Here is a 24,940-nt window from a genome sequence, read left to right on the forward strand (position 1 = left end):
AAGGCGCGGGCGGCGCGCTCCCGCAGAGACGGCACCGGGACCTGTTCGGACAGACCCGGGCAGGCGGGATCAGAGGCGTCGTCGCGTAGGCGGATTGTTTCATGTTCGATATCGGCTGGAGTGAGCTGCTCGTCATTGGGGTCGTCGCGTTGATCGCGATCGGCCCCAAGGAGCTTCCGGGCGTCCTGCGCATGGTCGGGCAATGGATCGGCAAGGCGCGCCGGATGGCCTCGGAGTTCCAGGGCCAGTTCCAGGAGGCGATGCGCGAAGCGGAGATGGCCGACCTCAAGAAGAGTTTCGATGAGGTCCGCGAGGCGGCCAGCGGTTTCACCCCGACCGGCGTGATCTCCTCGTTGCAGCGCGACGTCGACAAGGCTCTCGATATCGAGGGGATCGACAAGTCCGCCGAGCCGGCACCAGCATCGGACGTGGCTGCTGCTTCGCCTGAGCCTGCCGTGATGACCCCGACCACCCCCGAACCTCCAGTGGCCGAGACCTTCGTGGAGGCTGAAGTCCATCAAGCCGTGGGCGAGCCGCTGGCGATCGTGCGTGAAATCAAGCCCGAGCCGCAGCCTGAAATGTCTGCGTCAGCAGAAGCTGAACGTCTGAAGGACGCCAAAGCGTCATGACCGTCGAAGATATCGAGGCCAGCAAGGCCCCGTTGATGGATCACCTGATCGAGCTGCGGTCGCGGCTGATCAAGGCACTGCTCGGCTTCGGCGTGGCCTTCATCTTCTGCTTCTTTTTCGCCAAACAGATCTACAACATCCTGGTGCTGCCGTTCGTCTGGGTGGCAGGGGCCGAGAACAGCAAGTTCATCTACACCCAGCTGCTCGAATATTTCATCACGCAGCTCAAGCTCGCGATGTTCGGCGCCGGTTTCATCTCGTTCCCGATCATCGCGACGCAGATCTACAAGTTCGTGGCGCCGGGGCTGTATCGCCACGAACGCAATGCTTTCCTACCCTACTTGATAGCGACCCCCGTCTTCTTCGTCCTCGGCGCCATGCTGGTCTATTTTGCGGTGTGGCCGATGATCGTGCGCTTCTCACTCGGCATGCAGCAGCTCGGCGGCCCCGAGACGGCGCAAATCGCGCTGATGCCCAAGGTCGGCGAATATCTGTCGCTGATGATGTCGCTGATCTTCGCCTTCGGCATCGCGTTCCAGCTGCCGGTGATCCTGACCCTGCTTGGTCGCATCGGCATCGTGACCTCGCAGATGCTGAAAGAGAAGCGGCGCTATTTCATCGTCATCGCCTTCATCATCGCCGCCGTGCTGACGCCGCCGGACGTGCTGAGCCAAGCGTCCTTGGCGATCCCGCTGCTGGCCCTCTACGAAGGCGCCATCATCGCGGTGGGGATCGTCGAGAAGCAAGCGGCTGCGAAGTCGGGCTCCGGCACGTCGTCCGGCTCCGGCAATCTGCCCAGCAATCCGGCCGAGTAGGGCCGGGCTTCCCGCCCGGCCTGGCCTGTTCCCATCCGCTGCCATTCGCGGTAGTGCAAGCCGGCCCGTGACCCCGGGCGACTCGCCGAGATCTTTTCGTCTCCAGGACCGAACGACCATGCACGACATCAAATCGATCCGCGACAATCCGCAAGGTTTCGATGCGGCGCTGACGCGCCGGGGTCTGTCGCCCCAGTCGTCGCAGCTGCTCGCCATCGACGAGCGGCGTCGCGCTGCGATCCTGGCGTCCGAGCAGGCGCAGGCGCGGCGCAACGCCGCCTCCAAGGAAATCGGCGAGGCCAAGAAGGCCAAGGACGACGCGCGCGCATCGGCGCTGATGGAGGAGGTCGCCAAGCTCAAGACCACCATGCCGGAGCTCGAGGCGGCCGCGAAGCAGGCAGATGAGGAGCTGGCGCGCGAGCTTTCGGCGATTCCCAATTTGCCGCTCGACGAGGTGCCGGACGGCAAGGACGAGCACGACAATGTCGAGCGCCACATGTTCGGCGCCCGGCGCAACTACGCCTTCGCGCCGAAGCCGCATGATGATCTCGGTGCGGCTCTTGGCACCATGGACTTCGAATCGGCTGCGAAGCTGTCGGGCGCGCGCTTCGTCGTGCTGAAGAGGGGCCTGGCGCGGCTCGAGCGCGCGCTCGGGCAGTTCATGCTCGATCTTCATACGACCGAGCACGGCTACACCGAGATCAATCCGCCGCTGCTGGTGCGCAACGACGTCATGTTCGGTACGGGCCAATTGCCGAAATTCGAGGACGACCAATTCTGGGCCGTGAAGGGCGAGCTGATTGCAGCGCCGGATGATCGCCTCAAGACCGAGCGGCTGGGTCTCATTCCAACTGCCGAGGTGGCCCTGACCAATCTGGTGCGCGAGTCCATCGTTGACGAGAAGGAGTTGCCGATGCGGCTCACGGCGCTGACGCCGTGCTTTCGCGCCGAGGCGGGCGCGGCCGGCCGCGACACCCGCGGCATGATCCGTCAGCATCAGTTCACCAAGGTCGAGCTGGTGTCGATCACGACGCCGGAGACCAGCAAGGACGAGCACGAGCGCATGCTGGCCTGCGCCGAGGAAGTGCTGCGCCGGCTCGATCTGCACTATCGCGTCATCACGCTGTGCACCGGCGACATGGGCTTCTCCTCGCAGAAGACCTACGACATCGAGGTCTGGATGCCCGGGCAGGGCGATGGCGGCGCCTTCCGCGAGATCTCCAGCTGTTCGGTGTGCGGCGACTTCCAGGCACGCCGCATGGATGCACGCTATCGCGGAAGCGACGGCAAGCCGCGCTTCGTCCACACATTGAACGGCTCGGGCACGGCAGTCGGCCGCGCGCTGATCGCAGTGATGGAGACCTATCAGCAGGCCGACGGCTCGATCGCCGTCCCCGATGTGCTGCAGCCCTATATGGGCGGCCTCAAGGTGGTGGCCGCGGAGCCATAGCGCCGCGGCAAATTGCATCCGCCCAGGTCGCCGCCATTGCGTGGGCGCCGACGGGTCGTATCCTCGGTTCTGTTCAGCAATTGCTTTTCAGATACCGGCATCATGGCTCTGCATCGGGATATTTTCTGGATCGGACGGCAATGGGCCGTCACCGGCTCCGGCATCCAGGCGGTCGACCAGCGCCTGAAGGGAGCATTCGATATCGATCGTGCAGCGGTGTGGCATGATGGCCCGCCGGAGGCCCTGCGCCATCAGGCCTGGTTCAACGCTGCTGATTTCGACAAGGCGCTGGGTGTTGCGCGGGCCCGGTTTCCGGCGCCGCCGCTGGCCGAGTCCGCTGTGCCTTCGCCGGTCCCTCCGCCAGCGTCCCATGTGTCCGTCACCCCCGCCGCGTTGCTCCGGCTGGGTACGCGAGGGAAGCTCGCCAGGTTCCTGCCGCAGTGGCGGATTCGGCCCTGAACCACTGCCGAACCCGGCTCGAGGCGGCGGGTTTGCCTCGATGTCGCGCAGCAGATAAGACACCGCGGCAATCGTCTTGAACGGGATGGAAAGGTGGCCATGCGGATTCTCTGCACCAATGACGACGGAATCCATGCGCCGGGTCTCAAGGTGATCGAGGAGGTCGCACGCGCCCTGTCCGACGACATCTGGATCGTGGCTCCCGAACTGGACCAGAGCGGCGTGTCCCATTCGCTCTCGCTCAATGACCCCCTGCGGCTGCGCGAGGTCGGCCCGCGGCATTTCGCGGTGCGCGGCACGCCGACCGACTGCGTCATCATGGGGGCCCGTCATATCCTGGGGGCGAAGCTGCCCGACGTGGTGCTGTCGGGCGTCAACAAGGGCCGTAACGTTGCCGAGGACGTCGTCTATTCGGGCACCATCGCCGGCGCGCTCGAAGGCACCATTCTCGGCTTGCCGTCGTTCGCCCTGTCGCAGGAATTCAGCGTCGCAACCCGTGACAAGCCGTCCTGGGACACCGCGCTCAAATTCGGCCCGCAGATCGTGCGCAAGGTGCTCGAAGCCGGCGTGCCGAGGAATACGGTGATCAACGTCAACTTCCCGGCCTGTGCGCCGGAAGAGGTCAGGGGCGTCGTGGTCACCCGCCAGGGCAAGCGCAATCTCGGCTTCTTGAAGGTCGACGAGCGTCGCGACGGCCGCGGCAATCCCTATTTCTGGATCGGCTTCGACCGCGCTGCCTCGCTCGACGTGCCCGACGAGGGGACGGACCTCGCGGCCCTCGCGGCGCACTACGTGTCAGTGACTCCGCTTCGCCTGGATCGCACGGACGAGGCGTTCTCCGGCAAGCTCAGCGACATTCTGGGCTGAAGCGCCGTCTACCCCTGTGGCTCAGCGCCACGCAGCGCATGGTCGATCGCCTTTCCGAGCGTCTCGAGCTGGAACGGCTTCTGCAGGGCCGGCCGGTCGCGATATTCTTCCGGCAATCCCGACGAGCCGTAGCCGGTTGCGAAGATGAAGGGCCGGTTGCGCGCCTTGATGAGATCGGCCACCGGCGAGATGACCTTGCCGTTGACGTTGACGTCGAGAATGGCGACGTCGAAAAAGGTGCTCTCGGCCAGCCGCATCGCTTCGCCGATTTCGCCGGCCTCGGCCGCGACGGTATAGCCGAGCTCCTCGAGCATGTCGGCCACCATCATCCGGATCATGACTTCGTCTTCAACCAGAAACACAGAGCCGCGCGGCGGCCGCGGTGCAGTCATGATGTCAGTCCTTGCCCATACCCGATTTGACGCTCGCAAATAACGGCTTATGGCGCAACGTCAACAATGTCATCTTTCACCGCCGTGCGGCGTGGGCAGGCTCGCCCATAAGGTGAACGAACCGGACCCGACTTGGTTCCTCGTGCGGAACGCGGTCGTCGTTGGGACCATGTCGGTGCGTAGTTGCGACGTGTGCGCGGAAATTCGGTGCGCAACCCTCGCCCCGCAGGTAAATTGCCCACGAGCCCACCAACCGACATCCCGATGCCCCCAGCCGCTCCTCCCGAGAAAATGATGTTTCAGCTGACCCTGCGTCGGCGGGGGATCAGCGATCAGGCGGTGTTGCGAGCGATGGAGGAGGTGCCGCGGGAGGAGTTCGTTCTGCCGGCCGACCGCCCGGACGCCTATCGCGACAGCGCGATGGCGATCGCTTGCGGGCAGACCATCAGCCAGCCGTTCGTCGTGGCCTACATGACCGAACAGCTCAAGCTGCAAAAGACCCACCGCGTGCTCGAAATCGGCACCGGGTCCGGATACCAGGCCGCGATCCTGTCCCGGCTTGCGGCTCATGTCCTGACGGTAGAGCGCTTCCGGACATTGGCCGACAAGGCCAGGGAGCGGCTGGAGAAGCTCGCCTGCTTCAATGTCGAGGTCATGCTCGGCGATGGCTACGCGCTGCCGCCGGGGGGCGGCCAATTCGGTCGCATCATCGTGACCGCGGCGATGGACGAGATTCCCCAGAGCCTGCTCGACCGGCTGGAGCCGGACGGTATCCTGATCGCGCCGGTCGGGCCGCAACACGGGGTGCAGACGCTCGTCAGGATCACGCGAACGGGCGATCGTTTCGACCGAAAAGAGCTCGTCGACGTACGATTTGTGCCGGCAATTCCGGGGATTGCGCGCGAACTTTAAACGTGCGGATCAGCAGGCCGCACAACGCTTTATTCGCGGCTTAAGCGCTTATTTACCGCGGCTGTGTTTACTCGAATTCGTTGTTTGTTGCGTACGAGTGAGTAACCATGCCCACTACCGTCGAGTTGCTTCGCTCGCGCCGCCTGCCGCAGGTTGCGGCATTGGCGCTGATGTCGTTCGGCGTCGCCGGCTGCAGCGCCGACATGTCGACGCGGCTGTCGCAGACGCAAAACCCGTTTTCAAACCCCTTTGCATCCGATTCCACGGGGTCGGTGCAGGCGCAGCCGCCCCGGCAGCACCAGCCCTACACGCCCGCTCCGGCGCCGGCGCCGGCCTACTCGTCCTCGGCGCTGCCGCCCCCGGCGGTCGGGGCTCCGCAATCCTATCCGGCCGGCGGCGGTGCGGGAGGCGTATCCTCGGGCGGGCGCGGCGTCGCATCCTATGCGCCACCTGCTGCGGTCCCCGTGGCTGCACCCCCGGTCGCTGCACCCCAATCCTATGCACAGCCGGCGCATTCCTATGCTCCGCCGGCCCAGCCGCGCCTCGAGACCACCGGCACCGTGCCGCCGCGTTCGGTCGCCGCCGCGCGTCCCGCCAGCGGCACCAAGATCATCGTCGGCACCAGCGATACGCTCGACATCCTCGCCAAGCGCTATCGCGTGACATCGGCTGAGATCCTGGCTGCGAACGGCTACAAGGGCCCGCGCGCGTTGTCGCCGGGCCAGCAGCTGATCATTCCGCATCCTGGCGCGGTGGCGGCTGCGCCCGCGGCCCAGCCCGTTGCCGCGGCGCCAATGGTCGCGCCGAAGCCGGTGGCGGCCGCAGCACCGTCCACCGTCCATTTCGTCAACCGCGGCGAGACACTCGCCAGCATCGCCCGCCAGAATCATCTGACGGCGGCGGAGCTCGCCCGCGCCAACAATCTCGATCAGGCTTCGCCGCTCAAGCTCGGGACCAGGCTGACCGTCCCTGGCAGGGCCGTGGCGGCAGCTGCGCCGGTGGCTCCGGTCGCAACCGTTCCCCAGGCGGTTGCGACCGTGCCGGCGCCAGCGCCGACCACACGGGTCGCGACGGCCGCAGGTCCGGTCCAGACCGCCCGCCTGGCCCAGGCCAATCCGGCACCCGAGAAGGAGGAGGAGCCGGCGCGGCCGGCCGAGACCACCAGCTCGCTGCCGACATTCCGCTGGCCGGCGCGCGGCAAGGTGATCACGAGCTATGGCGCCAAGACCAACGGCAAGTCCAATGATGGCATCAACATCGCCGTTCCCGAGGGCACCCCGGTAAAGGCGGCCGAAGATGGCGTCGTCGCCTACGCCGGCAATGAATTGAAGGGCTATGGCAATCTGGTCCTGGTGCGGCATTCCAACGGCTACGTCACCGCATATGCCCATGCGAGTGAGCTGATGGTGAAGCGCGGTGATCCGATCAAGCGCGGCCAGGTCATTGCCAAGTCGGGTCAATCGGGAGAAGTCGGATCGCCGCAGCTCCACTTCGAGATCCGCAAGGGATCGTCGCCGGTTGACCCGCTGCAATTCCTCAACGGGGCGTGAGGTCCGGTCGTTTGACCTCACGCAATCGTGGACGACACGGGGCCGCGCAGATTACTGTGCGGCTTTTTGCGTTGTCAGCCGCACGCCGAGGCGGCCCGCCAGATCTTGCGTGAACTGCCACGCGACGCGGCCCGAGCGCGAGCCGCGCGTCGTGGCCCATTCCAGCGCCTCGCGCTCCAACTGATCCTCGGCGACCGCGATGTCGAAATGGCTGCAATAGCCTTTGACCATCGCGAGGTACTCGTCCTGGCTGCAGCGATGGAAGCCGAGCCACAGTCCGAAGCGGTCGGACAGCGAGACCTTTTCCTCGACCGCTTCGCCCGGATTGATCGCGGTCGAGCGCTCGTTCTCGATCATGTCGCGCGCGAGCAGGTGGCGCCGGTTCGAGGTGGCGTAGAGAATGACGTTCTCGGGGCGGCCCTCGATGCCGCCTTCGAGCACGGCCTTCAGCGACTTGTAGGACGCGTCATTGCCGTCGAACGACAGGTCGTCGCAGAACACGATGAAGTGGAACGGCGCGGCACGCAGGATGTCCATCAGCGCGGGCAGGCTCTCGATGTCCTCGCGATGAATCTCGATCAGCTTGAGCCGGTCCGCCGGCTTGCGGGCGACATTGATGCTGGCATGGGCGGCCTTGACCAGCGATGACTTGCCCATGCCGCGCGCGCCCCACAACAACGCGTTGTTGGCCGGCAGGCCGTTGGCGAAGCGCTCGGTGTTCTCGATCAGGATGTCGCGCATCCGGTCGATGCCCTTGAGCAGGTTGATCTCGACACGGCTGACGCGCGGCACCGTCGAGAGCCGGCCGTCCGGATGCCAGACGAAGGCGTCGGCCGCGTTGAGGTCCAATGCCGGCGCGGCACCCGCATGGGTTGTTGCCAGATGCGTCGCAATGGCTTCCAGCGCACGGGCGATGCGCTCGGCGATGTGGTCGGGAGCAGGGCCGGCGGGACGTTTTGCCGCGACCTTCGCCGGCTTTTGCGCTGCGGGCTTGGAGCTTTTTTGGAGACGTCTGACGACGGTTTGGGCGGGACCGCGGGACGGGGCTTTGGCTGGTTTTTTCGACATGCTGCAAGTTCCTGATGGGGCAGCCATATCGGGCCTCGCCCGCTGCCGCAAGCGGGGCGAAATGAGGGGGCGGGGCGCCTTGCTATTGGGACTGCTGCCGCTATATTCCGCGCGAAATTCGCAAGAGGCCGGCCCGCGCCGAGACAAGCGTGGTTCGCCGGCTATTCCCGTCTCACCGGGCGCTGCCCACGAGGATCGACCACATGCTGATCACCCCTGCCTATGCCCAGGCCGCCGGCGCTGGCGACACCAACAGCATGCTGATGTCGCTGCTGCCGTTCGCGCTGATCTTCGTGATCATGTATTTCCTGATCCTGCGGCCGCAGCAGAAGAAGGTCAAAGAGCACGCCGACCTCGTCAAGAACGTCCGCCGCGGCGACACGATCGTGACCCAGGGCGGTCTGGTCGGCAAGGTCACCAAGGTCGTCGATGACGACCAGGTCGAGTTCGAGATCGCCGACGGCATTCGCGTGCGCCAGATGCGCCAGATGATCACGGGCGTCCGCACCAAGGGCGAGCCCGCGAAGGCAGACGCAAAGGACGACAAGAAGGACGAGAAGGCCGCGAGCTGATCGCCGGCCTGGCCAGTCGAACGCCGGCCGTCGCTCTTTGTGATGTTCTGATTTTTCGGGCCGGCTGCGGCCCCTACGGACAACCTCCATGTTGTATTTCACGCGGTGGAAGGCGCTGGGCATCATTCTCACGGCGCTCGTCGTGTGCCTGTGCGCGGTGCCGAACTTCTTCTCCGAAGCGACGGTCAAGACCTGGCCGGCCTGGGCGCAGCGCCGGCTCGTGCTCGGCCTCGACCTGCAGGGTGGCTCGTATCTGCTGCTCGAGGTCGACTCCAACTACATCAAGAAGGAGCGGCTCGATGCCGTGCGCGACGACGTTCGCCGCACGCTGCGCGATGCCAAGATCGGCTACACCGGATTGGTGAGCCGGGGTGATGGGGTCGAGGTCCGGATCACCAAGGAAAGCGACACCGGAACTGCGATCTCCAAGCTGCGCGATCTCTCGCAGCCGCTCGGCGGGCTGCTCGGCTCCAGCGGTCAGCGCAGCCTCGAAGTCAGCGATGCCGGCGGCGGACTGGTCCGGCTGACGATCCCGCCGGCGGCCATCACCGAACGCATCCGCCAGACGATCGAACAGTCGATGCAGATCGTCGAGCGCCGCGTCAACGAGCTCGGCACCGTCGAGCCGGTGATCCAGCGCCAGGGCAACGACCGCATCCTGGTGCAGGTGCCGGGCTTGCAGGACCCGACGCAGCTCAAGAATCTGCTCGGGCGCACGGCCAAGATGGAATTCCGGATGGTCGACACCTCGGTGCCGGCGGATCAGGCGGTGCAGGGAAGGGTGCCGCCGGATTCCGAGGTGCTCCAGAGCGCATCGCCGCCTATCCAGCCCTATGTCGTGAAGAAGCAGGTGCTTGTCTCCGGCGGTGATCTCTCCGATGCGCAGACCGGCTTCGACCAGCGTACCAACGAACCGATCGTCACCTTCCGCTTCAACTCGGCTGGCTCGCGCAAGTTCGCGCAGGCCACGACCGAGAATGTCGGGCAGCCGTTCGCCATCGTCCTCGACAACAAGGTGATCTCGGCGCCGGTCATCCGCGAGCCGATCACTGGCGGATCCGGCCAGATCTCCGGCAATTTCACCGTGCAGTCCGCCAACGAGCTCGCGATCCTGCTGCGGGCCGGCGCGCTGCCGGCGCCGCTCACCGTTATCGAGGAGCGTACCGTCGGTCCGGGCCTTGGCGCCGATTCGATCGCCAAGGGCGAGCTCGCATCCTATGTCGGCTCGATCCTCGTCATCGTGTTCATGCTGGTGACCTACCGGCTGTTCGGCGTGTTCGCCAATATCGCCGTGGCGGTGAACGTCGCGATGATCTTCGGCGTGCTGTCGCTTTTGAATGCGACGCTGACGCTCCCGGGCATCGCCGGCATCGTGCTGACGGTCGGCATCGCCGTCGACTCCAACGTGCTGATCTATGAGCGCATCCGCGAGGAGCTGCGCGGCGGCCGCAATGCCATTTCGGCGATCGACGCCGGCTTTAAGCGCGCATTGGCGACCATCCTCGACTCGAACATCACCACCTTCATCGCCGCCGCCGTGCTGTTCTATATCGGCACCGGTCCGGTGCGCGGCTTTGCCGTGACGCTGGGCATCGGCATCCTCACCACGGTCTTCACCGCTTTCACGCTGACGCGTCTGATCGTCGCTTGGTGGGTGCGGTGGAAGCGGCCGCAAAGCGTGCCAATCTAGGAGCTACTGTGACATACTGGGTTCTCATCGGGCTTGGCATCCTGATCGCGGTGCTGACGGTGGTCAGCGCGCTCGGCCTGCTGCCGTCGCTGCGCATCGTTCCCGACGACACGCATTTCGATTTCACGCAGTTCCGCCGCATCAGCTTCCCGATCTCGGCGGCGCTCTCGATCCTCGCGATCGTGCTGTTCTTCACCCATGGCTTGAACCTTGGCATCGATTTCCGCGGCGGCACCTTGCTCGAGGTGCGCGCCAAGTCCGGCACCGCCGACATCGCGGCGATGCGCGCGACGCTGGCGACCCTCGGTCTGGGCGAGGTGCAGCTGCAGCAGTTCGGCGGGCCGGCGGGGGTTCTGATCCGTGTTGCGGAGCAGCCGGGCGGCGACGCCGCCCAGCAGGAGGCGGCCAACAAGGTCAAGTCGGCGATCGGCGATTCCGTCGAGTATCGCCGGGTCGAGGTGGTGGGTCCGCGCGTTTCCGGCGAGTTCCTAGCCGTCGGCATGCTCGGCCTGATGCTCGCGATCGTCTCGATTCTGATCTATCTCTGGTTCCGGTTCGAGTGGCAGTTCGCGCTCGGTGCCATGATCGCCAACGTCCACGACATCGTGCTGACGATCGGCTTCATGTCGATCAGCCAGGTCGATTTCGACCTCACCAGCATCGCGGCGCTGCTGACCATTCTCGGCTATTCGCTCAACGACACCGTCGTCATCTACGACCGTATCCGCGAGATGCTGCGGCGCTATAAGAAGATGCCGATGCCGCAGCTGCTCAACGAATCGATCAACTCGACCTTGTCGCGCTCGATCATCACGCACGTCACGGTGACCCTGGCGCTGCTGGCGCTGCTCTTGTTCGGCGGCCCGGCGATCCACAGCTTCACCGCGGTGATGATGTTCGGCGTGGTGCTGGTCGGCACCTACACCTCGATCTTCATCGCCGCGCCGATCCTGATCTATCTCGGCGTCGGAGCCGTTCGGGGTGATCAGGCCGACGAGCCGAAGAAGAGGCCTTGATCGGGACTTGAGCCGTTGGACCCGAATCGGGGCTGAGAGGTTGGTCTCGCATGGCAACTGACGCTCCGCATTTCCCGCGGTCCGCGCCGATCGACGGTTATGGCAAAGGCGGCTTCGCCTTTGCCGGCATGTCGCATCGCGGCTCGCTGCTGTGCCTGCCGGATTCGATCTGGGCCTGGGACGTCACCCAGCCGAGCCAGATCGACCGCTACGCGTTGCAGCGCGTTTTCGACGCAGCCAACAAGATCGACACACTGATCGTGGGGACCGGAAACGATGTCTGGATCCCGCCGGCACCGCTGCGCGCGGCCTTGCGGGGCGTGAACGTCGTGCTCGATGCGATGCAGACCGGTCCCGCGATTCGCACCTACAACGTCATGATCGGCGAGCGGCGGCGGGTGGCGGCAGCGCTCATCGCCGTCCCATGAGCGAGGCCAGCGCCAACAGCGACGCCGCGTTCTGTGCGAGCCTCGTTCGGGAGCATGATTTCGACCGCTACGCCTCGACGCTGTTCATGGCGCCCGAGCACCGGCGTGCGCTGTTGTCGCTATACGCATTCAACGTCGAGGTCAGCCGCATTCGAGATCTCGTGTCGCAGCCGCTGCCGGGCGAGGTCCGCCTGCAGTGGTGGCACGACACGCTGACGGGTCATGAACATGGCGGCGCGGAGGGAAATCCCGTTGCAGCCGAATTGCTGCTCACCGTGCAGCGCTTCGCGCTTCCGGTCGAGCGGCTGACGCGCCTGATCGATGAGCATCAGTTCGATCTCTACAACGATCCGATGCCGACGATGGCGGCGCTGGACGGCTATCTCGGCGACACGCGCGGCGCGCTGTTCGCGCTGGCGGCACAGATCATTGCGCCGCCGTTTGCGGAGGCGGATCACCTCGCGCACCATGCCGGCATCGCGCAAGGGTTGCTCCAGGTGATCGCATCGCTGCCGCGCGATGCCGCCCACCGGCAGCTCTATGTTCCGCTCGATCTCCTCGCGCGCCATGGCGTCAGCCAGGAGGAGATGTTCGCAGGCAAGGCATCATCGGCGATCCAGGATGTGATCATGGACCTGCGTGGGCAGGCCCGGCAGCATCTCGATCACACCCTCGAGCTGGCGCGTCAGGCGCCGCTGGCGGTGCGGCCGGTTCTGCTGCCGCTGGCGCTGGTCCGGCGCGACCTCGCGCGGGCCGATCGCCGCACCGACGATCCGTTTCAGCCGCAACCCCGCTCGCGCCTTGCGACGTTGTGGACGCTGTGGCGCGCTGCGAGGACGGCGAGTTTTGGCGCGCGCTGACGCTCTCGCGGGCTCAAGCCGAGGGCATCGTATTCCAGAGTGGCGGGCTGTGAAGGAGTCTCGGCATGTCTGGCGGCTCGTGCCGGTGGATCGTGCAGCGGGTGTCCCAGACGACGAGATCACCGGACCGGCAGGTGTGGGCCCAGCTGAACTCGGGCCGCTCGGCAAGCTGCCAGAGATCGTCGAGCAGCGCATCCGATTCGTCCTGCTCGAGACCGACGACACAGGAATGGCGGCGCTGCCCAAGCGCGAGCATCGCTCGGCCCGTATCGGAGTGATTGCCGACCAGCGGATGCACGGGGCCTGCGACGATGGTGCGACGGCCATCATCGGCGGTGTCGCTCGCGACATGACGGACCTTCAGATGAGCGACGCGGCTGCGCAGCGCCGGCGAGAGCGCGTCATAAGCGGCGTAGAGGCTGCAGAACGACAGTCTGCCGCCCAGCAAGCTGCCGGGGGAGGTGTAAAATAGATCCGCGTGACCGAAGCGACGACTGAAGGCCGCGATGTCACACTCACCAAGACGCTGGCCGCGCACGAGCAGGACCTGGTGCTTGAGCAGCGCGCGCATGAACGAGGCGAACGCCCAATCGTCGAAGGATCTGAGATCGACATTGCAGACCTCGGCACCGAGCGTCTTTCCCGTCGGGATGACCTGGATGAGGCTGCTTTCGGCGCTTCGAGCAACGTTGCTTCTGAGACTCACTTGCGTCATCTCCCAAGTTTCACCAGCGCCTGCAAATCAACCATCGTAATTTGTCGGGGGTGTTTCGGCTCGGAGGCAATTCGCGGAAGGATCGCGGCACGATCTGGCGATTGTCGGCACACTCTGCCGCTCTGAGTCGGAAATTGGACGCTTCAAGGCGACGCGTGAGGAAATATCCAGCAACCTGCAACTCATTCGCAGGCATTCTGGCGCTTGATCGTGCGGATGCCGCGCGCAAGCGAATCAGTGCGGGCGGTCTGTTCCCTTGATCTGGGTTCGATGCATGATTCGCCGCGCATGATCATCGAACGGATCGCGCCGATGCATGGTGCTGCGATTGTCCCAGATGACGAGGTCGCCGACCTTCCAGACGTGCTCCCAGGCGAATTCCGGACGAGCAACATAGGTCCACAACTCGTCGAGCAATGCTTCCGACTCGGCGAGCCCGAGGCCGACCAGATAGGCGTTGCGCCGGCGGCCGAGATAGAGCATCTGCCGGCCGGAATCGGGATGCGTGCAGACCAGCGGATGGATCGCGCCCGGCGACGTGCGCGGATCATCGGTCGGCGTCACGCCCTGCCGGACGAAGCCGCCGCTGTTGTAGGTGCCGTCATGCTTGATCTTCAGATCCGCGACGCGGCGCTTCAGTTCAGGAGGAAGCGCGTCGTACACGGCATACATGCTGCAGAACGACGTGTTGCCGCCGACGGGGGGAATTTCCAGCGCGTAGAGCGCGCTCGCGATCGGCGGCGTGTCGAGATATGACATGTCCGTGTGCCACACCGCTTCGCCGGCGCCGAGGCTGCCGATCGCCTCGCCGTTCACCTTCACGTTCGACACGATGTAGATTTCGGGCAGACCGTCGACGAAGCGGCGCCCATTCTCCTGCACCGGCGCCCAGTCGAGATCGCCGAAGCGGCGGCTGAAGGCGATCAGGTCCTGGTCCGTCAGACCCTGGCCGCGCACCAGCAAAACGGAGTGCGTGTGAAAGGCACGGAGCAGGGCGCTGAAGCCCGCATCGTCCAGATGCTTGAGATCGACATTTCGAATCTCGGCACCGAGTTGCCGGCCGGTCGGAATGATCTCGATGTTCGACGACCGAGACGTTGCGGCCGCGCGGGTCTCGACGTTCATTGTCAGATCCTCCCAAAGGACATTGCATTCGCAGGATACAATGGTCGGACCGCGAAGTCTCGTCCGCTCAGGCCGAAGGCAGTTTCAGGTCCGCCTCGAAATTGAACCGGTCGCGCAGGTTCTTGCGCGAGTCCAGGATGTCCTTGAGGAAAGCGCGATCGCTGTCGCTCGTGAGCATCGGCTCGATCAGGTCGATCTGGTTCATCGCGACCAGCTGCAAAAGTTCAGTGCGTGGCCTGCCGCTGGCGTCGCGCGGCAGGGCATGCACGACCTGGATATGCTCCGGCGGCTTCGGGCCCTTGGCTGAAGCAAGCTCGTTTTGCAGCTGAGTTTCAAGCGTCGGCTGCTCTCCCTCGACGAACGCATAGAGCCCGACGCCGGTCCGGCGATCGGCGAAGGCAACGATCGCGGCGTCGCGCACGGCCGGGTTCTTCCGGATCATGTCCATCAGCACCGGCGCATCGTTGACCAAGCGTCGTCCGCCACCCTCGCGGTCGGTGAAATTGAAGATGCCGCGCGTGATGGCGCGATACACCTTTTTGCCGGTCATCAGCCAGATGCGCGCGAACAGCGATTTGCGCGCCAGGATCTTGCGCTCCTTCGGCGTCAGCGCCTCGGGCGCGTAACTCCGCTTATGCTTGAGCAGATGACGCAGGTCCTCATAGGCCGCGATCCGGAACAGCCGGCTGCGGCTCTCGAAGCAGGCGGCCAATTGAAAATCGGTCACGTAGCAATGGCCGTCGTGACCGACGAGCCAGTTCTGCTCCTTGGCGAGATCGTTGTGCGTGATCCCGGCGCGATGCAGCCGGCGCATCATCTGTTTGGCCGAGCGGAAATAGGCGACGTTGCCGTGCGGCTTGGCCAGATGCAGCGCCACGCCATTGATGAAGCCGCGGACCAGCGCGCGATCCCCAGCCCATAGCAGATCAGGGCCGGCGTTGAGCCCCTTGGCGCGCATCAGCGCCTTGCGCTCGCGCGCGAACAAATGCCGCGCCAGCATGAACGACCACCACGGCACCTCGTCGAGCCGGCGCAGCACGGCGTCGACATCGCCGGCCTCGCTCTTGAAGCGGCCGCGCTCGACGGTCGAGAACACGTCGCGCTTGAGCAGCACACCTTCGCTCCAGCGCGCCGCCAGCAGGGCGGAATCGGTCTTCGGCAGGCTCATCGTACTCTCACGCAGCGGCCGCGACGGGCAGGTGCTCGGCGATCCAGCGGTCGAGATCGGCCAGCGCGCGGGCGCTCATCGCCTGCTTCTTCGCCACCGTCTTCTCATTGCCCTTCAGCCGCGTGCCGTCGGGCTTGCGGGTCGGGGCCGTCGCCAGCGGCGGGAACAGGCCGAAATTGATGTTCATGGGCTGGAACGAGCGCGTCGCTCCATCGATCGTTTCGATATGGCCGCCAGTGATGTGGCCGAGCAGGGCACCGAGCGCGGTGGTCGGAGGCGGCGGCAGCAGATTTGCGCCACGTGTCTCCGCGGCGGCGCAGAGCCCGGCGATCAGGCCGATGCTCGCCGACTCGACATAGCCCTCGCATCCCGTCATCTGGCCGGCAAAGCGCAGCCGTGGCTGGACGCGCAGGCGGAGCTGCGAATCCAGCAGTTTCGGCGAGTTGAGGAAGGTGTTGCGATGCAGGCCGCCGAGCCGCGCGAATTCCGCGTTCTCGAGGCCTGGGATCGTGCGGAAGATCTGCTGCTGCGGGCCGTATTTCAGCTTCGTCTGGAACCCGACCATGTTGTAGAGCGTGCCGAGCTTGTTGTCCTGGCGCAGTTGCACGATCGCGTAGGGCTTGACCGTCGGATTGTGCGGATTGGTCAGGCCGACCGGCTTCATCGGGCCGTGACGCAGCGTCTCGTGGCCGCGCTCCGCCATCACTTCGACCGGCAGGCAGCCATCGAAATAGGGCGTGTTGGTCTCCCACTCCTTGAAGTCGATCTTTTCGCCCGCGAGCAACGCCGCGACGAAGGCGTCGTACTGCTCTTTCGTCATCGGACAGTTGATGTAGTCGGCACCGGTGCCGCCCGGACCGACCTTGTCGTAACGCGACTGGAACCAAGCGACCGACATGTCGATCGTGTCCTTGTGCACGATGGGCGCGATGGCGTCGAAGAACGCGAGCGCCGTCTCGTCGGTCAGGTCACGGATGGCCTCGGCGAGCAGCTGCGAGGTGAGGGGACCGGTGGCGATGATCACCTTCTCCCACTCCGCGGGCGGCAGGCCCGCGATCTCGCCGCGGCGCAGCGCGATGCGTGGATGGCCTTCCAACGCGCTTGCGACGGCCGCCGAGAAGCCGTCGCGGTCGACGGCCAATGCGCCACCGGCCGGGACCTGGTTGGCGTCAGCGGCCCGCATGATCAGCGAGCCCAGCCGGCGCATCTCAGCATGCAGGAGGCCGACGGCGTTGTTGGCGGCATCGTCGGAGCGGAACGAATTCGAGCAGACCAACTCGGCAGGCGTGGCGGTCCGGTGCGCCTCGGTCATGCGGTCCGGCCGCATCTCGTGCAGCACCACGTCGACGCCGGCCTCGGCCAGCTGCCAGGCGGCTTCGGATCCGGCGAGGCCGGCACCGATCACGTGGACGGTATTCGAAGGTGATTTGGTCCCTGTCATGCGCGGGACAGGTAGCGCTTTTCCCGAGCGCTGCAAATGCGCCAGTGGGGTTCAGCGTGAGAAACCGGGCGCGTGTGTTTCGTTGCGCCAGGGCCTAGACGCGGCAACGCCCGCAGCGAGGCGGGCGATGTCCGGTAGATATCGGAAGAAGGCTGATCAGCCGTTGTAGTGACCGGCAGCAACGCGCGGGATGTCCGAACGATCGAGACCGATGTCGGCGAGCTCGCGATCGCTGAGCTGCGACAGCTCGGCAACGTTGCGCTGATACTCACGGAACGCCTGCACCATGCGGATGAGCGAGAGCAACATGAGAAATCTCCTTTAGTTCGCGATTCAGTTCTTCATCGGAACCTCATCGTTGAAATGAACATAGAAGAGCTTGTTGCGATGCGGAAGCGTGAATGTTGCGATGCAGCTAAACCCCGGACGCATAGCTTGCGTAACCCTTGAGTAAGAATCGGGCAGGCGCCCGGCAGCTAAGCGACCCGCGCAAGGCTCCGTATTCATGCGGATTTTCGATCGCCCGTTCGAGTTGCCGGATCGAGCAATGCCGGCTTCGAGGCTGATCCAGGCACGAAGCCAATGCCCGACATACACCTCACGAAACGCATGGGTCAATGAAATGAACATAAATTCATTATATACGTTGCACCTCTCAAATCGATGATCGCCATCACGGACCGCTCGCGCGGATTTCACTTCGCGGCATATAACGAAAGGTGCGACAAAGTGTCGCGGTGCTGGGCAATGATGCCGGCGCCGTCGCACCAGCGAGGAAAAACAATGAACAAACTTTTTGGGGCCGCGCTCATCACTGCGGCAATTGTGGCGGTCGGTCCGGCTCAGGCGGCGCGGATGCATGGCGTCGGCTGTAGCGGGGCCAATCTGGAGAAGACCGAGACGGCGATCGAGGCCATGGCTGACGGCGACGCCAGATATACTGCGCAGAAGGAGATTGCGGCAGCGCAGGACGCGCTGCTGAGCGGCAAGATGGGCGCCTGCAGCGCGCACCTGACCAAGGCGATGCAGGCCGGGATGATCAAGTAGCAGGCGCATCGTTCGCATCATCGAACGAACGGCCGGTCGCGATACCGCGATCGGCCTCATTCCTGACCCGGGCTACGGCGCCCGCGCCAGCTGGGTCGCGAAGGTCGCGACCGTCCGCGCGTAGACCTCGCTCTTGTTCCACTGCTGGATGACCGCAAAATTCGGGCCGCCGGGCTCCCAATCCTTGCCCTTCTGCCAGCCATAGCCCTTCAAATAGTTCGCGGTGGAGGCGAGAACGTCGGGCGCGCTGCGGATCAGATCGCGCCGGCCATTGCCGTCGAAATCGACGGCGTATTTGATCCAGGACGACGGCATGAACTGCGTCTGACCGATCTCGCCGGCCCAGGCGCCGCGCATTTCGGCCGGCTGAAGGTCGCCGCGGTCGACGATCCGCAGCGCATCCAGCAACTCGCCGCGAAACTGCTCGGCGCGGCGGCAGTCATAGGCCAAGGTCGCGAGCGCACGGATGGTCGGAAACTTTCCGACATTGACGCCGAAATCAGTCTCGAGCCCCCAGATCGCGACCAGCACCTCGCCCGGCACGCCGTAGCTCTGCTCGATCCGCGACAGCACCGAGCCGTATTGCTTCAGCATGTTGGAGCCGCGAGTCATGCGCGGCGGGACCATGCGCCCGGAGAATTCCTCGAAGGTCTGGCTGAACACCTTCTGACCGCGGTCGCGGTTCAGCACGCTTTGGTCGGGCGTCACGCCGGTCAGCGCCGCATTGATCGTGTTTTGTGAGATGCCCTTGGCCGCAGCTTCGGTCTTGAACTCGGCGAGCCAGCCGTCGAAGTTGCCGCTGCCGCAAGGCACCGCGGCGTGCGCTGGCGCTGACAGGGTGGTGAGGGCAGCGAGGCAGGCAAGAGCGGAAACGGCGAGAACGCGAGCAATCATCGAAACACCTGGACGGCAATGGATTCAAAAAGCGTTGCTGGGCGCGCTCCATGTCGGGCGTAACCGCGGCAGCAACAAGGCCTTTCGATCACATTGGCGTCGGATTTCGTGAGCGCTGCAACACGCTGGCGGCCTCTCGAGGCGACCGCCGGCCTGGGAGGCCGGCGGCCGTGACAAACTCGTCGCTGCGTCCTCACATCCCGTCGCGCGAGCGCCATGGGAACAGGTTCGCCGGGAAGTCGGCCGCGGGTTTGGAGCCGCGCGGGGCCGGCGGCACGATCCGGGCTGCGTCGGGATTGATCGCGATGGCTTCGCGGTAGAGATGCCAAGTGGCGTGGCCGAGCACCGGGATCACAACGGCGAGCCCCAGGAAGAACGGAATCGTGCCGGCGACCAGAAGCACCGCGACGATGAGGCCCCAGGCCGCAACCGGAACGGGATTCTTGGCCACCACGCGCAGCGAGGTGACGACTGCTTCGAGCGCGCCGGCGTGTCGGTCGAGCATCAGCGGGAAGGACACGACGCTCAGGCACAGCGCCAGCAGCGCGAACAGGAAGCCGACGCCGCAGCCGACCGCGATCAGCCACCAGCCTTGCGGCGTCGTGAACACCCGCTGCAGGAAATCGCCCGCGCCCGTCGCGCCGCCGTAGCCGAACACTGCGACGTAGATCGCCTGCGCGGTCGCGACCCAGGTGACGAACAGCGCGAGCAGCAGCGTGCCTAGTCCGAGCATCGAGCCGAACGACGGCGACCGCAGCACCTCCAGAGCATCCCAGGCACTGGTGTTCTCGCCGCGGTCCCGGCGGCTGCTGAGCTCATAGAGACCGAGCGCGGCGAATGGGCCGAGCAGGGCGAAGCCCGCCGCCAGTGGAAACAACAGCGGCAGCACCGCATAGCCGAACACCGCGCGCGCGATCACCAGGCCGAGAACGGGATAGATCGCACATAGCATCACGGCGTGACTCGGGACGGCCTTGAAATCGTCCCAGCCGAGCCGCAGCGCGCGCATCAGGCTCGACATGTCGATCGTACGAATCGTCAGCTCAGCCGCGACCTCGTCTGCCGCCCGAACGTGGGAGGCGGCATTGCTGTGGTAGGTGGCCATCGTCGTGTGCTCCCTCAACTTGCGTAGGGCGCTACCCAACCACGCAGGCGGGCTGCGCTTCTCGTTGGAACAAATTCGCGGATGGCCAGACGCGACGAACCTCGGGGCGGCCATTCGCGAACGGAAGTCATCAGGATAGTGGCAAAACAGGCCGCGCCTACTCACGCCTCGGTGAGTGCTGTGAATGTCGCGGTGCATTAGAACGGTGCCCGCGACCGAAGAAGCCGAGCCGTCCACGGACAAAGTCATTCCGCCGTCATTCCGCCTTGGGTAAGCTTCACATTCGTCGCCGTGGTCGCCTTGGCAGGCCTCGGCGGGTGGCGGAGCGGCTCTACGGCCGTCTTTGCAACGGAACAACGCCGGCCGAGTTCTTCTTACGATCACCATCCATTGGGAGCCATTGATGAGCATTTTCGGAAAGATCATGGGCGCTATTTTCGGTCATCATGCCGAGGCTGCCCCGGCCGGCGGCAGCACGCCCGCCGCGGGCGGCACCGCGCCGGCAGGCGGCACGGCAGCTCCGACCGGGGGCCCGGCTGCTGCGGCGCAAAACGTCGATGTGGCGGCGATCGTCGACAAGGCCGCGGCTGCCAAGCACGAGAAGCTGGAGTGGCGGACCTCGATCGTCGACCTGATGAAGGCGCTCGACATCGATTCGAGCCTCGCCGCGCGCAAGGAGCTTGCCAAGGAGCTCGGCTACAGCGGCGACACCAACGACTCGGCCAGCATGAATGTGTGGCTGCACAAGCAGGTGATGAGCAAGCTCGCCGCCAATGGCGGCAAGCTGCCGCCGGAGATCAAGCACTGAGCGTCGGCCGCCGACGGCCCAAAAGCGAAAGGCCCGCCATCGCGCGGGCCTTTGTCGTCGATATCGTGTCGCGAGAGGCTGCTCGAACGGCTCAGACGTGCACGAAGCCGGCGCGTTGCCAGGCCTCGGCGTGCAACTGGTCGCGGTTGAAGCCGATGTCGCGCAGCGTGCGCTCGTCGAGCTGGTCGAGATAAGCGAGCTGGGTGCGGTAGCGGACGTAGCGCTTGAGAACGTCGAAAATGGCAGTGATGAACATGAGCCTCTCCCCATCGGTCTGGTTGCTTGTTCGGCGGGGGATTGCTGGTCCATCCGGGTAGCCATTGCGTTAAAGCACACGGTCCAATCGTCTTGCTCGGTAATTCTACGGAACGTCACGCCATGATGTCCCGGTTCTCCGGGTGGTCACGGAGGTAGTCGGCGACGAAGCTGCAGCCCGCGATCACCTTGCGGCCCTCGGCGCGGATCAACTCCAGTGCGCCCTTGACCAGCTCGGACCCGATGCCCCGGCCGCGCAGGGCTGCCGGGGTCTCGGTGTGGGTGATGACGACCGCCTGCGGCGTCGCTCGGTAGTTTGCAAAAGCGATGCTGCCTTCGACGTCGAGCTCGAAGCGGCTCTGGGCCTTGTTGTCGCGGACGACGGTCATGCTTCTCTACCTTCGTTTCGGTTTGTCGGTCTGCTTGATGAACTCCGCCAGCATTTCGCGGATCGACCAGGGCTTGCCGTCGACGGCGCCGCGGATGTCGTCGATCTTCCATTGGCCGGCATCGCGCACGAAGTCGTAACGGATGACGTTGTCGGCCTGTTCCGTGCGATCGTTGCGATGGCCGGCGATGGTGACGGCGACCGTCGCCTTGTCGGCCTCCTGCTTCTCCGGACTCACCTTGAACGAGGCGACATCCGGATCCTGCGAATTGGTGACGGGATCGAAATCGACCGCGCCGACCTCGCCCTTCGGCGTGCGGGCGTCCATCTTTGCCCATTGGGCGGCCAGCGACTTTGACAGATAGTACGCGCGTGCCGCCTTGTTCTCGATGACGAAGTTGCCGCCATCCTCGCCCTTGCCCTTGGCGACGCGGGTGTAGATCGCGGTCATGATGCCGGTAGGCTCATTGGCGGCGGGGGCCTGCGCGCGAAGCGGGGATACGGCGAGCACGCCAGCGAGGCCGAGAAGCAGGAAACGACGATTGATCATGGGTGTCCTCAAATCAGATTCGGTGCGTGGTGAAATGAAGGAATGCGCGGCCGGCCTCGGGTTTGTCGCACGGCATCTGCATTCGTTCGAATGACACCGTCGCATGGGAGCGATGGGCAGGCCGCGCTTGCGAGGTCGCGCGGGACCGCGATAAACAAGCGGGAAGGTAACGGGTGGCCGAGACCGCCCGAGAATCGATCGAGGGGACGCTGTCATGGGTCTGTTCATTTGCTGCCGGGATGCGAGGGCTCGTCGATGAGTGGCACACAGCTGCGGATGTCGCGGCGGGTGATGAATCTCGCGCATATCGTGACGCAGAACGGCCGCCGGCTCGGCGACCGCGTCGGCTTCGTCTGGGGCGAGAGGTCGTGGTCCTGGCGCGAGATCGACGCGATGGTCTCGGCGCTCGCGGCGGCGCTGGCCGAGCAGGGCATCGCCAAGGGCGATCGCATCCTGGTGCACTCCAAGAACTGCGAGGAGATGTTCGTCTCGATGTTTGCCGCGTTCCGGCTCGGCGTGGTCTGGGTGCCCACCAATTTCCGCCTGATGCCGGACGAGGTCGCCTACCTCGCGACCGCCTCGGGCGCGAAGGCGTTTCTCTGCCACGGCGACTTTCCGGAGCACGCTGCCGCAGTGACGACTGCTGACTTTACCTGGCGCATCGGTGACGGCGGCAGCTTCGGCACGGGGGCCGTGGCCGACGCAATGAAGGCGAACGCCGGCGCAGACGTTGCGAACGCAGCCGTGGAGCACGACGATCCCTGCTGGTTCTTCTTCACCTCGGGCACGACAGGCCGCTCCAAGGCGGCGGTGCTGACGCATGGCCAGATGGCCTTCGTCATCACCAACCATCTCGCCGATCTGACGCCCGGCACCACCGAGCACGACGCATCGCTCGTCGTGGCGCCGCTGTCGCATGGCGCCGGCGTGCACCAGCTGATGCAGAGCGCGCGCGGCGCCAGGACGGTGCTGCTGCCGAGCGAGAAGTTCGACATCACCGAGGCGTTCCGTCTCATTGAGGCGCATCGCATCAGCAACCTGTTCACGGTGCCGACCATCCTGAAGATGATGGTCGAGCATCCCGCCGTCGACCAATTCGATCATTCCTCGCTGCGCCATGTGATCTATGCCGGCGCGCCGATGTATCGCGAGGACCAGAAGCGCGCGCTGGCGCGGCTCGGCAAGGTCATCGTGCAGTATTTCGGCCTCGGCGAGGTCACCGGCAACATCACGGTGCTGCCGGCCGCGGCGCACGAGGAAGAGGATGGACCGGAGGCGCGGATCGGCACCTGCGGCTATGAGCGCACGGGCATGCAGGTCTCGATCCAGGACGATCAGGGGCGCGAGCTGAAGCCGGGCGAGACCGGCGAGATCTGCGTCATCGGTCCGGCCGTGTTCGCGGGCTACTACGACAATCCCGACGCCAATGCCAAGGCGTTTCGCGACGGCTGGTTCCGCACCGGCGATCTCGGCCACATGGACGCGCAGGGCTTCGTCTATATCACCGGCCGCGCGTCGGACATGTACATCTCCGGCGGCTCCAACATCTATCCGCGCGAGGTGGAGGAGAAGATCCTGACCCATCCCGACATCGGCGAGGTCGCCGTGCTCGGCGTGCCTGATCCCGTGTGGGGCGAGGTCGGCGTCGCCGTCTGCGTGGCGCGCGAGGGCGCGGCCGTGCCGAGCGAGAGCGCGATCGCCGGCTATCTCGCCACCAAGCTGCCGCGCTACAAGATGCCGAAGCGCTTCTTCTTCTGGGACGCGCTGCCGAAGTCTGGCTACGGCAAGATCCCCAAGCGTCTCGTGCGCGACGAGCTCGAGGCGCGCGGCCTGCTCGATCTCACCAGGCAGGGCTGAGCACTGATGCGATTCATCAAACAGCCCGGCGCGCCGGTGGCGGACCGTATCCACTGGGTCGAGGCGCGCGGCCGCGCCTTCACCTTCACCATGGAGCAGGGGTTGCCGCTGCTGGAAGCGGCCCATCGCGGCTTTGCGCGTGAAGGCTTTGCCGGCGGCGTGCTCGACATCAAAGGTGGTGCGCTCGGACCGTTCGCCTATGTCATGCCGGCGCTGTCGAAGGCGCCGGATCATGCCGCGTTCTACAGCGAGACCTATCGGCCCGCCGGTGTCACCCAGCTCTCGACCGCGACCATGACGCTGGGTGTGCGCGACAGCGCGCCGTTCTTCCATTGTCACGCGCTGTGGACCGAAGAGGGCGGCCGGGCCGGTGGTGGCCACATCCTGCCCGAGGAGACTGTGGTCGCCGAGCCGTTCGAGGTCGAGGCGTTCGGGCTCGATGGCGCGATCTTCAGCGCCGCGCCTGATCCCGAAACCGGCTTCAAGCTGTTTGGCCCGGTGGCGGCCGCACCGAGCAGCGCCCCAACGGATCGCCGTGCCTTCGCGCTGCGGCTGCGGCCGAACCAGGATTTTGCCGGCTGTCTGGAGGAGTTCTGCCGCGCGCAAGGCATCAGCAGGGCGCGGATCCGCGGCGGTGTCGGCTCGACCATCGGCGCGCGCTTCGAAGACGGCGTCGTCGTCGAGCCGTTCGCGACCGAGCTGACCATCACCGCCGGAGTGATCGCACCCGGTGCTGACGGCCTCGAAGCCACGCTCGACGTCGCGCTGGTCGACTACACTGGCGCGTTGGCCCAGGGACGTCTCGTCCGCGGCGACAACCCGGTGCTGATGACGATGGAGCTGGTGCTGGAGGTCGCGGCGTAGCCCGCGTGGGACGGT

The 24,940-nt window shown here is 65.4% G+C and carries 29 protein-coding genes; 16 read left to right on the plus strand and 13 right to left on the minus strand.

All coding sequences use genetic code 11. The features are described from left to right. The first annotated feature begins 101 nt into the window (after positions 1–101). The 5 genes from tatB to surE all read left to right on the plus strand — a co-directional run bounded on the left by tatB (position 102) and on the right by surE (position 4,220). A complete protein-coding gene (gene tatB, locus QX132_RS03515) occupies positions 102–629 on the plus strand; it encodes a Sec-independent protein translocase protein TatB (protein WP_315774959.1) in 528 nt (175 codons plus the stop codon). Further along, a complete protein-coding gene (gene tatC / locus QX132_RS03520; protein WP_315738146.1) occupies positions 626–1,444 on the plus strand; it encodes a twin-arginine translocase subunit TatC in 819 nt (272 codons plus the stop codon). The genes tatB and tatC overlap by 4 nt, the downstream gene beginning before the upstream one ends. A gap of 118 nt (positions 1,445–1,562) precedes the next feature. Continuing rightward, entirely contained in the window at positions 1,563–2,894 is a 1,332-nt protein-coding gene (serS, locus tag QX132_RS03525; RefSeq protein WP_315774958.1) for a serine--tRNA ligase, read from the plus strand. 102 nt (positions 2,895–2,996) lie between these two features. Continuing rightward, a complete protein-coding gene (locus QX132_RS03530; protein ID WP_315738144.1) occupies positions 2,997–3,353 on the plus strand; it encodes a hypothetical protein in 357 nt (118 codons plus the stop codon). Positions 3,354–3,452: 99 nt separating this feature from the next. Further along, positions 3,453–4,220 carry a 5'/3'-nucleotidase SurE gene (surE, locus tag QX132_RS03535; RefSeq protein WP_315774957.1) on the plus strand — a complete coding sequence of 256 codons (768 nt, stop codon included), beginning with the start codon at positions 3,453–3,455 and terminating at the stop codon, positions 4,218–4,220. A gap of 8 nt (positions 4,221–4,228) precedes the next feature. Here surE and QX132_RS03540 read toward each other — a convergent pair whose 3' ends face one another. Beyond that, entirely contained in the window at positions 4,229–4,612 is a 384-nt protein-coding gene (locus QX132_RS03540; RefSeq protein ID WP_315738142.1) for a response regulator, read from the minus strand. Between the two features lie 264 nt (positions 4,613–4,876). On the opposite strand from QX132_RS03540, the gene QX132_RS03545 reads away from it, so the two are divergent. Together QX132_RS03545 and QX132_RS03550 are read left to right on the plus strand one after the other, a co-directional pair. Further along, positions 4,877–5,524 (plus strand): protein-L-isoaspartate(D-aspartate) O-methyltransferase, encoded by a 648-nt coding sequence (locus QX132_RS03545; protein WP_315738317.1) that lies wholly within the window; start codon positions 4,877–4,879, stop codon positions 5,522–5,524. 107 nt (positions 5,525–5,631) lie between these two features. After that, on the plus strand, positions 5,632–7,074 hold the full coding sequence (locus QX132_RS03550) for a LysM peptidoglycan-binding domain-containing M23 family metallopeptidase (RefSeq protein WP_316160109.1): 1,443 nt from the start codon (positions 5,632–5,634) through the stop codon (positions 7,072–7,074). Positions 7,075–7,125: 51 nt separating this feature from the next. Here QX132_RS03550 and QX132_RS03555 read toward each other — a convergent pair whose 3' ends face one another. Continuing rightward, the gene (locus tag QX132_RS03555) at positions 7,126–8,142 is read right to left on the minus strand and encodes an ATP-binding protein (RefSeq protein ID WP_316160110.1); all 1,017 of its coding nucleotides are present in this window, start codon (positions 8,140–8,142) and stop codon (positions 7,126–7,128) included. Positions 8,143–8,345: 203 nt separating this feature from the next. On the opposite strand from QX132_RS03555, the gene yajC reads away from it, so the two are divergent. From yajC to QX132_RS03580, 5 genes are all read left to right on the plus strand, one after another. Further along, positions 8,346–8,714 carry a preprotein translocase subunit YajC gene (gene yajC, locus QX132_RS03560; protein ID WP_172108587.1) on the plus strand — a complete coding sequence of 123 codons (369 nt, stop codon included), beginning with the start codon at positions 8,346–8,348 and terminating at the stop codon, positions 8,712–8,714. Positions 8,715–8,802: 88 nt separating this feature from the next. Continuing rightward, positions 8,803–10,404, plus strand: a complete 1,602-nt coding sequence (gene secD, locus QX132_RS03565; RefSeq protein WP_316160112.1) for a protein translocase subunit SecD — start codon at positions 8,803–8,805, stop codon at positions 10,402–10,404. Positions 10,405–10,412: 8 nt separating this feature from the next. Continuing rightward, positions 10,413–11,420 (plus strand): protein translocase subunit SecF, encoded by a 1,008-nt coding sequence (gene secF, locus QX132_RS03570; protein ID WP_315756649.1) that lies wholly within the window; start codon positions 10,413–10,415, stop codon positions 11,418–11,420. A gap of 50 nt (positions 11,421–11,470) precedes the next feature. Next, the gene (locus QX132_RS03575) at positions 11,471–11,848 is read left to right on the plus strand and encodes an Mth938-like domain-containing protein (protein WP_315738136.1); all 378 of its coding nucleotides are present in this window, start codon (positions 11,471–11,473) and stop codon (positions 11,846–11,848) included. After that, positions 11,845–12,708 (plus strand): phytoene/squalene synthase family protein, encoded by an 864-nt coding sequence (locus tag QX132_RS03580; protein ID WP_316160114.1) that lies wholly within the window; start codon positions 11,845–11,847, stop codon positions 12,706–12,708. Before QX132_RS03575 ends, QX132_RS03580 begins: the two co-directional genes overlap by 4 nt. 13 nt (positions 12,709–12,721) lie before the next feature. Here QX132_RS03580 and QX132_RS03585 read toward each other — a convergent pair whose 3' ends face one another. The 6 genes from QX132_RS03585 to QX132_RS03610 form a co-directional block, all read right to left on the minus strand. Then, positions 12,722–13,414 carry a TauD/TfdA family dioxygenase gene (locus QX132_RS03585; protein ID WP_315797505.1) on the minus strand — a complete coding sequence of 231 codons (693 nt, stop codon included), beginning with the start codon at positions 13,412–13,414 and terminating at the stop codon, positions 12,722–12,724. Between the two features lie 243 nt (positions 13,415–13,657). Then, positions 13,658–14,548 carry a TauD/TfdA family dioxygenase gene (locus QX132_RS03590; protein ID WP_316160116.1) on the minus strand — a complete coding sequence of 297 codons (891 nt, stop codon included), beginning with the start codon at positions 14,546–14,548 and terminating at the stop codon, positions 13,658–13,660. A 67-nt stretch (positions 14,549–14,615) separates the two neighbouring features. Beyond that, positions 14,616–15,716: a serine/threonine protein kinase gene (locus tag QX132_RS03595; protein ID WP_315756645.1), complete on the minus strand. Its 1,101-nt coding sequence runs from the start codon at positions 15,714–15,716 to the stop codon at positions 14,616–14,618. A 7-nt stretch (positions 15,717–15,723) separates the two neighbouring features. Further along, positions 15,724–17,157 (minus strand): methylenetetrahydrofolate--tRNA-(uracil(54)-C(5))-methyltransferase (FADH(2)-oxidizing) TrmFO, encoded by a 1,434-nt coding sequence (gene trmFO / locus QX132_RS03600; RefSeq protein WP_315797502.1) that lies wholly within the window; start codon positions 17,155–17,157, stop codon positions 15,724–15,726. A 156-nt stretch (positions 17,158–17,313) separates the two neighbouring features. Next, positions 17,314–17,466, minus strand: coding sequence for a DUF1127 domain-containing protein (locus QX132_RS03605; RefSeq protein WP_006614327.1), 153 nt, complete (start codon positions 17,464–17,466; stop codon positions 17,314–17,316). 24 nt (positions 17,467–17,490) lie between these two features. Continuing rightward, on the minus strand, positions 17,491–17,787 hold the full coding sequence (locus QX132_RS03610; protein ID WP_316160117.1) for a hypothetical protein: 297 nt from the start codon (positions 17,785–17,787) through the stop codon (positions 17,491–17,493). Positions 17,788–17,940: 153 nt separating this feature from the next. Between QX132_RS03610 and QX132_RS03615 the strand changes: the two genes are divergently transcribed. Then, positions 17,941–18,204: a hypothetical protein gene (locus QX132_RS03615; protein ID WP_316160239.1), complete on the plus strand. Its 264-nt coding sequence runs from the start codon at positions 17,941–17,943 to the stop codon at positions 18,202–18,204. A gap of 72 nt (positions 18,205–18,276) precedes the next feature. On the opposite strand, the gene QX132_RS03620 is transcribed toward QX132_RS03615, so the two are convergent. Beyond that, complete coding sequence (locus tag QX132_RS03620) at positions 18,277–19,098, minus strand: lytic murein transglycosylase (protein ID WP_316160118.1); 822 nt, start codon at positions 19,096–19,098, stop codon at positions 18,277–18,279. 193 nt (positions 19,099–19,291) lie between these two features. Next, on the minus strand, positions 19,292–20,203 hold the full coding sequence (locus tag QX132_RS03625; protein ID WP_315810938.1) for a DUF2189 domain-containing protein: 912 nt from the start codon (positions 20,201–20,203) through the stop codon (positions 19,292–19,294). A gap of 403 nt (positions 20,204–20,606) precedes the next feature. Between QX132_RS03625 and QX132_RS03630 the strand changes: the two genes are divergently transcribed. Next, the gene (locus QX132_RS03630) at positions 20,607–21,011 is read left to right on the plus strand and encodes a DUF3597 domain-containing protein (protein WP_315738127.1); all 405 of its coding nucleotides are present in this window, start codon (positions 20,607–20,609) and stop codon (positions 21,009–21,011) included. Between the two features lie 91 nt (positions 21,012–21,102). On the opposite strand, the gene QX132_RS03635 is transcribed toward QX132_RS03630, so the two are convergent. The 3 genes from QX132_RS03635 to QX132_RS03645 form a co-directional block, all read right to left on the minus strand. Next, positions 21,103–21,267 (minus strand): DUF1127 domain-containing protein, encoded by a 165-nt coding sequence (locus QX132_RS03635; protein ID WP_315774944.1) that lies wholly within the window; start codon positions 21,265–21,267, stop codon positions 21,103–21,105. A 115-nt stretch (positions 21,268–21,382) separates the two neighbouring features. Beyond that, positions 21,383–21,655 (minus strand): GNAT family N-acetyltransferase, encoded by a 273-nt coding sequence (locus QX132_RS03640; RefSeq protein ID WP_315738125.1) that lies wholly within the window; start codon positions 21,653–21,655, stop codon positions 21,383–21,385. Positions 21,656–21,661: 6 nt separating this feature from the next. After that, positions 21,662–22,204, minus strand: coding sequence for a DUF3828 domain-containing protein (locus tag QX132_RS03645; RefSeq protein WP_315738124.1), 543 nt, complete (start codon positions 22,202–22,204; stop codon positions 21,662–21,664). Positions 22,205–22,459: 255 nt separating this feature from the next. On the opposite strand from QX132_RS03645, the gene QX132_RS03650 reads away from it, so the two are divergent. Beyond that, on the plus strand, positions 22,460–24,061 hold the full coding sequence (locus tag QX132_RS03650; RefSeq protein ID WP_316160119.1) for an acyl-CoA synthetase: 1,602 nt from the start codon (positions 22,460–22,462) through the stop codon (positions 24,059–24,061). Positions 24,062–24,067: 6 nt separating this feature from the next. Further along, a complete protein-coding gene (locus QX132_RS03655; RefSeq protein WP_316160120.1) occupies positions 24,068–24,925 on the plus strand; it encodes a PCC domain-containing protein in 858 nt (285 codons plus the stop codon). Positions 24,926–24,940 lie beyond the last annotated feature (15 nt).

It is taken from the genome of Bradyrhizobium sp. SZCCHNRI20481 (assembly GCF_032485055.1).
Taxonomy (GTDB): Bacteria; Pseudomonadota; Alphaproteobacteria; order Rhizobiales; family Xanthobacteraceae; genus Bradyrhizobium.